We start from the raw sequence: 13,470 nt of genomic DNA, 5'->3' as shown, positions 1-13,470 counted from the left end.
TCAACGAGTTATGACACGGATCTGCGCATTAAAGGTTACCCCTTGAGGTGACCCTGGAAACCGCCGGATGTTATCACAATCGCCGCCACGCACCTATCCCCCTGATGCGCATGGAGCATAGTAAGTTGACGGATGACAGGCTTGACGGCGACGAGAGGGCCTTAGAGCTGGATCCAAGGCGTTTTTTGCGGGCAAATTGCCTTAATGCAGGCGTTTACGACACATCAGTTGCGCCAGCTTCGCCGTGTCGGGGCGTTCGACGATGCCTTTTTCGGTGACAATCACATCAATCAGGTCCGCCGGCGTTACGTCAAACACCGGGTTGAAGGCATCTACATCAGCCGCCACACGGGTGCCGCCGACTTCCAGCAACTCCCGGGCATCGCGCTCTTCAAGCGGTACGTCATCGCCGCTGGCCGCCATCATGTCGATGGTGGAACTGGGCGCCACCACCATGAAGCGCACGCCGTGATGCATGGCGCACACCGCCAATTGATAGGTGCCGATCTTGCTGACCACGTCACCGTTGGCGGCAATGCAATCGGCGCCGACGATCACCCAGGTCACGCCCTTGGTCTTGAGAATGTGCGCGCCGGCCGAATCGGCATTCACCGTGACCGGGATTCCCTCATTGGCCAGCTCCCAGGCCGTCAACCGCGAGCCTTGCAACCAGGGCCGGGTTTCGTTGGCATAGACCCGCTCCACCATCCCTTCCAGGAACGCCCCGCGAATCACCCCGAGAGCGGTGCCCACGCCGCCCGTGGCCAGCGCCCCGGCATTGCCATGGGTCAGGATCGCCTGGACGTTGCCCTGATGCTTGCGGATCAGCTCCACGCCCAACTGCGCCATGGTGAGGTTGGCTTCACGATCACTTTGGTGAATCGCCACCGCCTCGGCCTCCAGCACCGCCAGCGGATCGGCGTGTTTCTTAAGGCGATCGAGGCAATCGCGCATGCGCTTCATGGCCCAGAAAAGATTCGACGCGGTCGGACGGGTATCCGCCAGCAGCGCGTAGTCCTCTTCCCAGGCAGCCTGCCAGTCGTCGCCCTCGGCGATGTGAGCACGCGCGGCCAGCACCAGGCCATACGCCGCACTGATACCAATGGCCGGCGCACCGCGCACCACCATCAAGCGAATGGCCTCGGCCACCTCGGCGGCACTGGTACAGGCCACCCAGGTTTGCGCGGACGGCAAAATACGCTGATCGAGCAGGTACAGTGCGCCATCACGCCACTCGATGGCCTTCACTTTCTCCGCAGCCAACAGTCGATCGCGCATCCCTCACCCCGCACTCATGAACAAAAGCCGCCGATTATAGCGATCCGCCAGCCAGGACGCTCGGGTATACTTCGCCGTTCTTTATAGATGCCAGGGAAACCGCCCTCGATGACACCGACTGCCGCCCCGCTCGACTTATTGCTGCTGCCCACCTGGCTGGTACCTGTCGAGCCTGCCGGCGTAGTGCTCAAGGAGCACGGCCTGGGCATTCGCGACGGGCGCATTGCGTTTATCGGCCCACGCGCGGCGGCCTTGAAGCTCAAGGCTACCGAGGTGCGTGAACTGCCGGGCATGCTGCTCAGCCCCGGCCTGATCAACGCCCACGGCCACGCGGCGATGACGCTGTTTCGCGGCCTGGCCGACGACCTGCCGCTGATGACCTGGCTGGAAAACCACATCTGGCCCGCCGAGGCCAAGTGGGTCGATGAAGCCTTCGTGCGCGATGGCACTGACCTGGCGATCGCCGAGCAGATAAAGGGCGGTATCACGTGCTTCTCGGACATGTACTTCTTCCCGAAAGTCGCCAGCGAACGCGTGCACAACGCCGGTATTCGTGCGCAAATCGCCATTCCGATCCTTGATTTCCCGATTCCTGGTGCCAGTGATGCCGATGAGGCCATTCGCCAGGGCGTCGAGCTGTTCGGCGACCTGAAGCACCACCCGCGGATCAAAATCACCTTCGGCCCCCACGCGCCGTACACCGTCTGCGATGAAAACCTGGAAAAAATCCGGGTGATCGCCGAGGAGCTGGACGCGTCGATCCATATGCACGTGCATGAAACCGCTTTCGAAGTGCAGCAGTCCGTTGAGCAGCGCGGCGAACGCCCGCTGGCACGGCTCGGTCGCCTGGGCTTGCTGGGGCCGCGCTTCCAGGCCGTTCACATGACCCAAATCAGCGATGACGACCTGGCTTTGCTGGTAGAAAGTAACACCAGCGTGATCCACTGCCCGGAATCCAACCTGAAACTGGCCAGTGGCTTCTGCCCGGTGGAGCGCCTGTGGCAAGCCGGCGTCAATGTGGCAGTAGGCACCGACGGCGCCGCCAGTAACAATGACCTCGACCTGCTGGGCGAAACCCGCACCGCCGCGTTGCTGGCCAAGGCCGTCGCCGGCTCGGCCACTGCCCTGGATGCCCACCGCGCGTTGCGCATGGCCACCCTCAACGGCGCCCGGGCCATGGGCCAGGAAAGTGAAATCGGCTCGCTGGAAGTGGGCAAGGCCGCCGACATCGTGGCCTTCGACTTGTCGGGCCTGGCGCAACAACCGATCTACGATCCGGTCTCACAGCTTATATATGCCACCGGACGCGATTGTGTGAAACACCTTTGGGTCGGCGGCAAGCAATTGCTCGACGACCGGCAACTGACCCGCCTGGATGAAGAACAGTTGTGCGCCACGGCCATCGCCTGGGGCCAACGCATCAGCGGACACAGCGAATAACGTCCGCCCTGGCAACGAACGCCAGGACCGGCAAAACGTTTTATCAGATTTAGAGGATTCCCCATGAGCAACGTCGACCACGCTGAAATCGCCAAATTCGAAGCCTTGGCCCATCGCTGGTGGGACCGCGAAAGCGAGTTCAAACCCCTGCACGACATCAACCCGCTGCGGGTCAACTGGATTGACGAGCGCGTCAACCTGGCCGGCAAGAAGGTACTGGACGTGGGTTGCGGCGGCGGCATTCTCAGCGAATCCATGGCCCAACGCGGCGCCACCGTGATGGGTATCGACATGGGCGAAGCGCCACTGGCCGTCGCCCAGTTGCACCAGTTGGAGTCGGGCGTGAACGTCGAATACCGGCAGATCACCGCCGAAGAGCTGGCCAAAGAGATGCCCGGGCAGTTCGACGTGGTCACCTGCCTGGAAATGCTCGAGCACGTGCCAGACCCGTCCTCGGTGATTCGCGCGTGCTTCAGCATGGTCAAGCCCGGCGGCCAGGTGTTCTTCTCCACCATCAACCGCAACCCGAAGGCGTACCTGTTCGCGATCATCGGTGCCGAATACATCATGAAGTTGCTGCCCCGCGGCACCCATGACTTCAAGAAATTCATCCGCCCTTCCGAGCTGGGCGCCTGGAGCCGCCAGGCCGGGCTGACCGTCAAGGACATCATCGGCTTGACCTACAACCCGCTGACCAAGCACTACAAGCTGGCCAGCGACGTTGACGTCAACTACATGATCCAGACCCTGCGCGAGGAGTAAGCCTGTGAAGTTGCAAGCGGTTCTTTTCGACATGGACGGTACCCTGCTGGACACCGCGCCGGACTTTATCGCCATCTGCCAGGCCATGCGGGCCGACCGCGGCCTGGCGCCGATGAACGACCAGCACATCCGCGATGAAATCTCCGGCGGCGCCCGGGCTATGGTCGCCGTGACCTTTTCCATGGACCCTGAATCCCCAGGCTTTGAAGAGCTGCGCCAGGAATTCCTGGAGCGCTACCTCAAGGGCTGCGCGATTCACAGCAAGCTGTTCGAGGGCATGGAAGAGCTGCTGGCCGATATCGAGAAATCCAGGCTGATCTGGGGCGTGGTCACCAACAAGCCGCTGCGCTTTGCCGAACCGATCATGCAGCAACTGGGCCTGGCGGAACGCTCGGCGCTGTTGATCTGCCCGGACCACGTGAAGAACAGCAAGCCAGACCCGGAGCCGCTGATCCTGGCGTGCAAGATGCTCAACCTGGACCCGGCCAGCGTGCTGTTCGTGGGTGATGACCTGCGGGATATCGAGTCGGGCCGCGACGCCGGTACCCGAACCGCCGCGGTCACCTACGGCTATATCCACCCGGACGACAACCCGCGCAACTGGGGTGCCGACGTGGTGGTGGATCACCCGCTGGAATTGCGCAAAGTGCTGGATAGCGCGCTGTGCAGCTGCTGATCGGGAATGCTTGAGGTTGATGCGCCTTTGTGGCGAGGGAGCTTGCTCCCGTTCGACTGCGCAGCAGTCGCAAACAGATGGGCTGCTTCGCACCCAACGGGAGCAAGCTCCCTCGCCACAGAAGCCTTAGCCGCAATGAATCACATGGATTTTCTGTGAACTTTGTCGAGGTTGTTTATGTTTGATTACTCCGCACGTCCAGAACTGCTCAAGGGCCGGGTCATCCTGGTCACCGGCGCCGGTCGCGGGATTGGCGCGGCGGCGGCAAAAACCTATGCCGCCCATGGCGCCACCGTGCTGTTGCTGGGCAAGACCGAAGCCAACCTGGCGCAGGTCTATGACGAAATCGAAGCGGCCGGCCATCCACAACCCGTGGTGATTCCGTTCAACCTGGAGACCGCCCTGCCCCATCAATACGATGAGCTGGCAGCGATGATCGAAAAGGAATTCGGCCACCTCGACGGCCTGCTGCACAACGCCTCGATCATCGGCCCGCGCACGCCCATCGAGCAGTTGTCGGGTGAGAATTTCATGCGGGTGATGCACGTGAACGTCAACGCGATGTTCATGCTGACCAGCACGTTGTTGCCGCTGCTCAAGCTGTCCCAGGATGCATCGGTGGTGTTCACCTCCAGCAGCGTGGGCCGCAAGGGCCGCGCTTATTGGGGCGCGTACGGGGTGTCGAAGTTTGCCACCGAAGGCCTGATGCAAACCCTGGCGGACGAGCTGGATAACGTCGCACCGGTGCGCGCCAACAGCATCAACCCGGGCGCCACCCGCACCAGCATGCGGGCGCAGGCGTATCCAGGGGAGAACCCGACCGATAACCCGACACCGGAAGAAATCATGCCGGTGTACCTTTACCTGATGGGTCCGGACAGTACCGGCATCAATGGCCAGGCGTTTGACGCGCAATAACAGACACTGGCTGGCTTTCGTGGTGAGCGGGCTTGCCCCGCGCCGGGCTGCGAAGCAGCCCCATTAAAGACACCGCATGCTTTCAGATAAATGAGATGACCGGCTTCAGGGCTGCTTCGCAGCCCAGCGCGGGGCAAGCCCGCTCACCACAAAAGGGCTGGCCCCACATTGGGTTTACAACGCTTAGTTCTTCACCACTTCCTCAAGCGTGAAGCGCCCCAACGGGTTTTGCAGGAAGTTGCTGACGTTCTTGCGTGAGATGTTGATGTACGGGCTGTAGTACAAGTCGATCCAGTTCACATCCTGTTTCGCCATTTTCTGCAGCTCGATGTACATCTGCTCACGCTTCACCGGGTCGGCTTCGATCCGCGCGGCCGCCACCAGGTCCTTGACCTTGTCGTTCTTGTAGCGGGTCATGTAGTTCTGGTTGGTGTCGTGGCCCAACACGAAGGTGGTCTTCTGGTCCGGGTCGAGGATGTCGTTGGTCCAGTACATCACCGAGATGTCGTAATCGCCGTCCACCAGCATCTGCCAGCTTTGGGTCGGGTCGACCTTTTGCAGGTTGGCCGTCACGCCGACCTTGGCCAACTGATCCTTGATCATCACCGCAATCTGCTCGTCGGCTTCGTTGCCGGCGTTGACCACGTAGTTCAGCTTCAAATCCTGGGCACCGGCAGCAGCCAGCAGCTTCTTGGCTTCGGTCGGGTCGTACGGGCGTTGCAGGTTGTTGGCGTAGTGGTACAGCGAACCTTTCGGAATGTAGGAATAGGCCACGGTGCCTTGACCGAAGGTGGCGGTTTTCACCAGCGACTGTTTATCGATGGCCATGTCCAGCGCCTGACGCACTTCTGGCTTGGCCAGCAGGCGGTGGGCATGGTTGATCAACAGGTGATCTTCACGGGTCGACGGGTCGGAGTGGACCACCACGTTCTTGTCTTTTTTCAGCTCTTCCACCCGGGAGAACGGGACGAAGATCGCTGTGTCCAGCTCGTTGTTCTGCACCATGCGCATGCGCGTATTGTCATCGGTGACCGACACCCATTCCACGCCATCCAGGCTCACCTTGCCGGCCTGCCAGAAGTTCGGGTTCTTCTTCAGAATCACCCGATCACCCTTGCGCCACTCGCCCACGGTAAACGCGCCAGAGGTCACCGGGTTTTCCGAGTAGGCGTCCTCGCCCATGGTGGTCATGGCCTTTTCCGACAGGATCGATACCGTCGGTGAAGCGAGTTGCGAGAGGAAGGCCACCGCCGGGGTTTTCAGCGTTACCACCAGGGTTTGCGGGTCACTGGCCTTGGCCGTGTTGATCAGGCTGAACGGGTCGCTCCACAGCGAGGCCTTGTTGTCGCGGATGCGCAACAGGCTGAATGCGGCGTCGTCAGCGGTGATCGGCGAACCGTCCGAGAACTTTGCGGCACGCAGCTTGAAGGTATACGTCAGGCCGTCCTTGGAAATGTCCCAGCTTTCTGCCAGCCCCGGTTCCATCTTGGTGCCCAGGTTATCCACGCGCACCAGGGTGTCGTAGACGTTGGCGAACACCCAGGTGTCGCGGTTCTGCGCACTTTTGATCGGGTCAAAGGTGGTGCTGTCTTCGCGGCAGCCGATGGTGAGTACACCCGCCGCATGGGCGATACCGGCGGTCAGCGACCAGGCGGTGAGCGTGGCGGCGGCGAGCAACTTCAAGTGACGGGATTGCATGTCATAACTCCTTGTCTATAACGGCGGTTGTTCACGAGTGGCAGATAGGGTCAAAGGCTCTTCAAGCACGCAACTGTACCGATGCGTTTGCACAAAGTGAGTCGGCGGCAATACCTCGGCACACACGGCGCGTGCATGCCGGCAACGCGGGTGAAAGGCGCAGCCATCGGGCAGTTTCAGCGGGCTCGGTGGCTCGCCTGGCAACGGTTCGCTGGGCAGCGGGCGGTACGGATCAATCTCCGGAATCGCCTGGATCAGGGCCGCCGTGTACGGATGACGCGGCGTGGTGAACACCGCTTCCACCGGGCCTTCCTCGACGATTTTCCCCAGGTACATCACCGCCACCCGGTCGCACAGGCGGCGGACGATGGCCAGGTCGTGGGCGATAAACAGAATCGCCAGGTTCATGCGCTGTTGCAGTTCCAGCAGCAGGTTGATGATCTGACCCTGGATCGACACATCCAGGGCGGCCACGCATTCGTCGGCGATGATCAGCCGCGGCTCCACCGCCAGCGCCCGCGCAATGCCGACGCGCTGGCATTGCCCACCACTCAGGGAGCCGGGCTTGCGGCTGGCAAGTTCGGGGCGCAGGCCTACCAGGTCGAGTAATTCATTGACCCGGCGCGGGATATTGTCTGGCGGCACCTTGCGCTGCACACGCAGGACTTCAGCGATGGTCTCGCCGACCGTCAGGCGCGGGTTCAGGGCCGCGTAGGGATCCTGGAAGATCATCGCCGTCTCGTGCCGCAGACGCGCGATGTCGACCGGCCCGGCGTGAGCCATGTCGATACCGTCAAACACCACCTGCCCGGCGCTGATGGGGTTGAGGCGCAGGATCGCCCGGCCCAACGTGCTTTTGCCGCTGCCGGACTCGCCCACCAAACCGAGGGTTTCGCCGGCGGCCAGGGTCAGCGAAACACCATTGACTGCCCTCACCCACTGTTTATTCAGGCCCAGCAGGCCGCTGCCAGCGGCGGCAAACCGCACCTCAAGGTCATTCACCTGCAACAGCGTCATGGGCGAACTCCCAGGGGATAGTGGCAGGCAACTCGTGCGCCTTCCGGCAGCAGCTCGGTGCACAAGCTGCCGACCTGCGGGCAACGCGGGTTGAACCGGCAGCCCTTGGGCAATGCATCAAGCAACGGAGGCTGCCCGGCGATAGTGCGCAACAAGGCATGGCCGCTGCTGGTGGCGGGCTGGCACTCGATCAGGCCGGCGGTGTAAGGGTGTTGCGGGTGCGCCAACAGCTCGTATTTGCTGCCGTGCTCACACAGGCGACCGGCGTACATCACGGCGATGGAATCACAGGTTTGCGCCACCACGCCCAGGTCGTGGGTGATCATGATGATCGACAAGCCGCGCTGGTCCCGCAGGTCCAGCAGCAGGCGAAGGATCTGCGCCTGCACGGTGACGTCGAGGGCGGTGGTCGGCTCGTCGGCGATCAGCACGCTGGGATTGCAGCCCAGGGCCACGGCGATCATTGCCCGCTGGCGCATGCCGCCGGAAAACTCGTGAGGGTAATTGTCGATACGTGCTTGAGGATCGGGAATCCCGACCTGGCGCAGCACCTCGATGGCTTGCAAGCGTGCGTCCTTTTTCGAAGCACCCTGATGCAGGCGGATACCTTCGGCGATCTGCTCGCCGATGCGCATCAGCGGGTCGAGGTGACTGCTGGGGTTCTGGAAAATCATTCCCAGTTTTCCGCCGCGTACTGCGCGCATGCCGGCATCATTCAGTGCGAGCAAATCCTGGCCGGCGAGGCGCACCGAGCCGCCCTGCACCCGCAGGCTGGGGGACGGCAGCAAACGCATCAACCCGCGACAGGCCATGGTCTTGCCCGAACCGCTTTCGCCCACCAGGCCGAGGATTTCACCTTCGCGCAGGTCGAAGGACACCCGGTCCACCAACGTCACGTCGCGCCCGGTGTTATTGGCGATTACGCTCAGGTCGCGCACTTGTAGAAGACTCATGAGCGGTCCCCCAACACTTGCGCCACACCATCGGCCAGCAGGCTGAAGCCCATGGCCAATGTCACGATGGCCAGGCCCGGGAAAGTGCAAATCCACCAGGCGGTGGTGATAAACGCCTGGCCTTCGGCAACCATGGTGCCCCACTCGGCCGTCGGTGGTTGCACGCCCAAACCGAGGTAGCTGACCGCCGCACCGTTGAGCAGCACCAGCACCGCGTCAGACATCGAGAACACAATCGAGCCGAACATCGCGTTAGGCAACAAATGCCGGAACAGAATGCGCCCATGACCAAAACCCAGGCTCTTGGCGGCCAGGGCGAAGTCGCTTTCCTTGAGCACCAGGATCTGTGAGCGAATCAGCCGCGCGTAAGACACCCAGCCCACCAGCGCCATGGCGATATAAAAGCTCTTCAACCCCGGACCGAGGATCGCCATGATCGCCAGCATCAGCACCAGGAAGGGAAACGCGAGGATCACGTCGATCACCCGCATGCAGAAACTGTCGAACCGCCCGCCGATATAACCGGACACCGCGCCGACAAAGGTGCCGATCAGGAATGGAAAGATCACCCCGACCACCGCCAGTTGCAGGTCGATTCGCGCGCCCCAGATCACCCTCGAAAGAATGTCTCGACCGTAGTTATCTGTACCAAAGGGATGGGCCAGGCTGGGGCCCAGCAAACTGATGTCGGTGTTTTGCGCAATCGGATCGAAGGGTGCGATCCACGGTGCGAAAACGGCCAGCGCCAGCCACGCCAACAGAATCAACAGGCCCCAGGCCGCAGTCAGGCGGCCATTGCGAAAACCAAAGCGCAGGCGCAAGCGCCACGGGGCAATCAACGGGCGGCTGCTCATTGCATTTTCACTCGAGGGTCGAGCGCGACCGTCACCACGTCGGCGACAAAGTTGACCAGCACGGTCGCGCAGGCCAGCACCATCGCTACGCCCTGCACCACCATGTAGTCGCGGGTGAAGATCCCGCGCACCAGCAACTGGCCAATGCCGGGAATCGCGAACAGGCTTTCGATCACCACCGTGCCGCTGATCAACCAGCCGATGTTCACGGCCAGCAGGTTGACCGCCGGCACCAGGGAATTGGGCAGTACATGGCGACGAAACACCGCCGCCTCCGACAACCCTCGCGCCCGGGCGGCGGTGACGTGGTCGGCCTGCAGCTCCATCAACATGCTCGCCCGCAGGTTGCGCACCAGCACCGCCGACAACGCCAGGGCGATGGTCAGGCACGGCAGCACCATGTGGTGCGCCTTGTCCAGCCAGGTACGCCCATAACCGGAGACCGGGAACAATCCCCATTGCACGCTGAGCAACAGGATCAGCATCAAGCCCAGCCAGAACGCCGGCATGCCCAGGCCGACCGTGGTGAACAGCCGGATCAGGTTATCCGCCCAACCGCCTTTATTCCGTGCGGCCACGGTGGCCAGCGGCACGGCGATCAACAGCGCCAGCAGCACACTGCCGAGCACCAGGAACAGGGTCGGCTCGATGCGGGTGACGATCAGTTTCAGCGCGTCGACCTTGTACAGCAGCGACTGGCCAAGGTCGCCCTTGAGCAGGTTTTTCAGGAAGTAGAAATATTGCAGCCACAAGGGCTGGTCGAGGCCGTACTGGGCGCGAATCTTCAGCAAGGCGTCCGGCGTGCTGCGTGACCCCAGCAGGGCCCGCGCCGGGTCGCCGGGAATCGAGCGCACCAGCACAAAGGTGATCAGGCTGATGCCAAACAGCACCGGCAGCAATTGCAGCGGCCGGGACAGCACAAAACGGTAACGCGCCAGGTTCATCCGTCAGCCTCGGTGACGAGCAAGAAAGTCCAGCAGCACCGGGAAGTAAGCCTGGGGCTCTTCGTAAAACGGCATATGGCTGCTGTTGGGGAACACGTGCAGCTCGGCGTGCCTGGCCGCGCTTTTCATGCGCATGGCGCAGGCCGGGGTCAGCTCGTCGTGCTGGCCGGTGGTGATCAGTATCGGCATCTTGAATTCGGCCATCTCGGGGATGCGGTTCCAGTCCTTGAGGTTGCCGATGTAGAGGAATTCGTTGGGGCCCTGCATGGTTTCGTAGGGGCCCATGTTCCAGTCGCCAAGGGAGCGCTGGACCGGCGCCGGCCACTCGTCCAGCCGGCAGACGTGGCGGTAGTTGAGCAAGGTGATGGCAGCCTGGTACTGCGGGTGGTCAAGGGTGCCCATGGCTTCATGGCGTTGCATCATGGCCACGGTTTCGCTGCCCAGGGCTCCGCGCAAGCGTTCCAGTTCCAGAGACAGGTGCGGAATGTCGCCGACGGTGTTTTCCAGGATCAGGCTTTTCAGCGCGTCGGGGTAGTGAATGGCGTACTCGATGCCCAGCCATCCGCCCCAGGAATGCCCCAGCAAGTGAACGCGGCCCAGGCCGAGGGCCTGGCGCACGGTTTCAACTTCTTCGACATAACGGCCGATTTCCCACAGCGAAACATCGGTCGGTCTGGCTGAAGCGCCTGTGCCAAGCTGGTCGAATGCAATCACTCGCAGGCCGTTGTCCTTGAGCCAGCCATGAGCGTCGCGCAAGTAGTCGCAAGGCAGCCCCGGGCCGCCATTGAGACACAGCAACACCTCATCGCCTTCGCCAAAGCCATAGGCCACGAGGTTGTGGCCGTCGACTTGCACGTTGTACTGCTGGTCGGGGGCAATTTCACGCCACATGCATACATTCCTTGTTGTGTGTCGGCCCTGGGAATAGTGGCCGTTTAAAGGCCAACACTACCGAGGATGCCGCGCGTCCATAACCTGGTAATTCTTATAGGTTTGGTCTGGCAGTCCTTCGCCGGGGCGTGGCATTCTACTTGCAGCAAGACGAGATTCAAACGAATTCGGGAGCAGAACGGATGCTGGCCAGGCTAACCGCATTTAATGACCGTCTCATCCCCGGCAGGAGCCTGGATGAACAGATGGACAACACCCTCGTATTGGCCCAGAACCTGGGTTTTGATGCGCTGGTCTACGACTACACCCCCGTGCCCATTGACCATAATGGTGCACTGATCACCCCTTCTGTGCTGCAACTGCGCAATACGCCGCCCGACTGGTACAGCTTGTGGTGCAGCGCCGGCTTTTATCAGATCGATCCGGTGCAGCATCTGGCACTGTCGACGGTTTCACCGTTTGTCTGGTCCTACGAAGCCAAGGCCGACACTGCACTGCAAAAGATCATCGACCCGTGCCACGCCCCCGTATCCAGCTACCTGCACGACCGGCAGATGACCTGCGGCGTCAGCGTGCCGATCCACCTGCCCCGTGGCGGCTTCGCCTCACTGACCGGCCTGCGCACCGGCAAGGCCAGTACCGTGTTGCAGGATGCCCGCCAGACCCTGTCGGAATTCAGCCTGATTACCCATGCCTTGCAGGAAGCGGCCTACCCGCTATTCAGCAAGGAGCTGCGTTCATACCCGCATATCCGCCTGACCAAGCGTGAACGCGAATGCCTGAAATGGGCCGCCGACGGCCTGACCGCCGCCGAAATCGCCACGCAACTGAGCCGTTCGCTGGCCGTCGTCACCCTGCACCTGGCTTCGGCCATGCACAAGCTCGGGGCCAAGAACCGGGTGCAAGCGGTGGTACGGGCCACCCACTACCGGTTGCTGGAAGATTGATCCGAAGGAAAAACCTAGCTGTTTTGCTAGTTACTTAAACTTTCTGTGCCGACTATCGTGTACCTGATCACTTTTTCTCAGGGCAGGGCACGAAATGGAATTCATCGAAACAATCCTCGAAGGCTATGCGGCCTTTCGCGACTACCAAACCTGGTATCGAATCACCGGCGACCTGGACAGCGGCCTCACGCCGCTGGTCATCCTGCATGGTGGCCCGGGTTGTACCCATGATTATGTCGACGCCTACAAGGACGTGGCTGCCAGCGGCCACGCGGTCATTCACTACGACCAACTGGGCAACGGCCGCTCCACCCACCTGCCTGACAAAGACCCTTCGTTCTGGACCGTGAGTTTGTTCCTGGAAGAACTGGACAACCTGCTGGACCACCTGCAAATCAGCAACAACTACGCGATCCTGGGGCAATCCTGGGGTGGCATGCTCGGCAGCGAACACGCCATCCTGCAACCCAAGGGCCTGCGTGCGTTCATCCCGGCCAACTCGCCGACCTGCATGCGTACCTGGGTCAGCGAAGCCAACCGCCTGCGCAAATTATTGCCTGAAGGCGTACACGAGACCCTGCTCAAGCACGAACAGGCCGGTACCTACCACGACCCTGAATACCTCGCGGCTTCGCGGATTTTCTATGACCAGCATGTGTGCCGGGTCAATCCATGGCCGGAAGAAGTCGCCCGCACGTTCGCCCAGGTGGACGCCGACCCGACGGTGTATCACGCCATGAGCGGCCCGACGGAATTCCATGTGATTGGCAGTTTGAAAGACTGGAACGTGATTGGCCGGCTGTCGAAGGTCAATGTGCCGACCCTGGTGATTTCCGGTCGCCATGACGAGGCCACGCCGTTGGTGGTCAAGCCGTTCCTGGATGAGATCGCCGATGTGCGCTGGGCGTTGTTTGAAGACTCCAGCCACATGCCGCATGTTGAAGAGCGGCAGGCGTGCATGGGGACGGTGGTGCAGTTTTTGGATGAGGCGTGCGCGGTGCCCCACAGAAAAGTCAGCTGATAACACCGTGTATGTGGCGAGGGAGCTTGCTCCCGCTCGACTGCGAAGCAGTCGCAAAAGCTGGGGCCGCT

The 13,470-nt window shown here is 61.8% G+C and carries 13 protein-coding genes; 6 read left to right on the top strand and 7 right to left on the bottom strand.

Going from position 1 to position 13,470, the window contains the following annotated elements:
* Positions 1-201: 201 nt before the first annotated feature.
* A complete protein-coding gene (mtnA, locus tag JFV30_RS05605; RefSeq protein WP_201122395.1) occupies positions 202-1,278 on the bottom strand; it encodes an S-methyl-5-thioribose-1-phosphate isomerase in 1,077 nt (358 codons plus the stop codon).
* A 108-nt stretch (positions 1,279-1,386) separates the two neighbouring features.
* On the opposite strand from mtnA, the gene JFV30_RS05600 reads away from it, so the two are divergent.
* From JFV30_RS05600 to JFV30_RS05585, 4 genes are all read left to right on the top strand, one after another.
* On the top strand, positions 1,387-2,718 hold the full coding sequence (locus JFV30_RS05600; protein ID WP_201122393.1) for a TRZ/ATZ family hydrolase: 1,332 nt from the start codon (positions 1,387-1,389) through the stop codon (positions 2,716-2,718).
* 63 nt (positions 2,719-2,781) lie between these two features.
* Positions 2,782-3,480, top strand: a complete 699-nt coding sequence (ubiG, locus tag JFV30_RS05595) for a bifunctional 2-polyprenyl-6-hydroxyphenol methylase/3-demethylubiquinol 3-O-methyltransferase UbiG (protein WP_201122391.1) — start codon at positions 2,782-2,784, stop codon at positions 3,478-3,480.
* A 4-nt stretch (positions 3,481-3,484) separates the two neighbouring features.
* Positions 3,485-4,156, top strand: coding sequence for an N-acetylmuramic acid 6-phosphate phosphatase MupP (gene mupP / locus JFV30_RS05590; RefSeq protein WP_010176236.1), 672 nt, complete (start codon positions 3,485-3,487; stop codon positions 4,154-4,156).
* 177 nt (positions 4,157-4,333) lie between these two features.
* The gene (locus tag JFV30_RS05585; protein WP_201122390.1) at positions 4,334-5,074 is read left to right on the top strand and encodes a YciK family oxidoreductase; all 741 of its coding nucleotides are present in this window, start codon (positions 4,334-4,336) and stop codon (positions 5,072-5,074) included.
* 183 nt (positions 5,075-5,257) lie between these two features.
* Here JFV30_RS05585 and JFV30_RS05580 read toward each other — a convergent pair whose 3' ends face one another.
* Genes JFV30_RS05580 through JFV30_RS05555 form a run of 6 tightly spaced genes read right to left on the bottom strand, consistent with a single transcriptional unit; the run spans position 5,258 to position 11,431 of the window.
* Positions 5,258-6,772 carry an ABC transporter substrate-binding protein gene (locus JFV30_RS05580; protein WP_201122388.1) on the bottom strand — a complete coding sequence of 505 codons (1,515 nt, stop codon included), beginning with the start codon at positions 6,770-6,772 and terminating at the stop codon, positions 5,258-5,260.
* Between the two features lie 15 nt (positions 6,773-6,787).
* On the bottom strand, positions 6,788-7,789 hold the full coding sequence (locus JFV30_RS05575; RefSeq protein WP_201122385.1) for an ABC transporter ATP-binding protein: 1,002 nt from the start codon (positions 7,787-7,789) through the stop codon (positions 6,788-6,790).
* On the bottom strand, positions 7,786-8,742 hold the full coding sequence (locus JFV30_RS05570; protein WP_201122383.1) for an ABC transporter ATP-binding protein: 957 nt from the start codon (positions 8,740-8,742) through the stop codon (positions 7,786-7,788). The genes JFV30_RS05575 and JFV30_RS05570 overlap by 4 nt, the downstream gene beginning before the upstream one ends.
* On the bottom strand, positions 8,739-9,596 hold the full coding sequence (locus JFV30_RS05565) for an ABC transporter permease (protein WP_201122381.1): 858 nt from the start codon (positions 9,594-9,596) through the stop codon (positions 8,739-8,741). The genes JFV30_RS05570 and JFV30_RS05565 overlap by 4 nt, the downstream gene beginning before the upstream one ends.
* Positions 9,593-10,540 carry an ABC transporter permease gene (locus JFV30_RS05560; RefSeq protein WP_010176243.1) on the bottom strand — a complete coding sequence of 316 codons (948 nt, stop codon included), beginning with the start codon at positions 10,538-10,540 and terminating at the stop codon, positions 9,593-9,595. The genes JFV30_RS05565 and JFV30_RS05560 overlap by 4 nt, the downstream gene beginning before the upstream one ends.
* 3 nt (positions 10,541-10,543) lie before the next feature.
* Entirely contained in the window at positions 10,544-11,431 is an 888-nt protein-coding gene (locus JFV30_RS05555; protein ID WP_201122379.1) for a proline iminopeptidase-family hydrolase, read from the bottom strand.
* Between the two features lie 182 nt (positions 11,432-11,613).
* On the opposite strand from JFV30_RS05555, the gene JFV30_RS05550 reads away from it, so the two are divergent.
* Positions 11,614-12,378 carry a LuxR family transcriptional regulator gene (locus tag JFV30_RS05550; protein WP_010176245.1) on the top strand — a complete coding sequence of 255 codons (765 nt, stop codon included), beginning with the start codon at positions 11,614-11,616 and terminating at the stop codon, positions 12,376-12,378.
* 94 nt (positions 12,379-12,472) lie between these two features.
* A complete protein-coding gene (locus tag JFV30_RS05545; RefSeq protein WP_201122375.1) occupies positions 12,473-13,399 on the top strand; it encodes a proline iminopeptidase-family hydrolase in 927 nt (308 codons plus the stop codon).
* Positions 13,400-13,470 lie beyond the last annotated feature (71 nt).

Origin of the sequence: Pseudomonas sp. TH32, from assembly GCF_016650855.1 — a bacterium.
In the GTDB taxonomy this organism is placed as follows: Bacteria; Pseudomonadota; Gammaproteobacteria; order Pseudomonadales; family Pseudomonadaceae; genus Aquipseudomonas.
The sequence above is the reverse complement of the archived record's forward strand: the minus strand, read 5'-3'. Positions and strand labels throughout refer to the sequence as shown.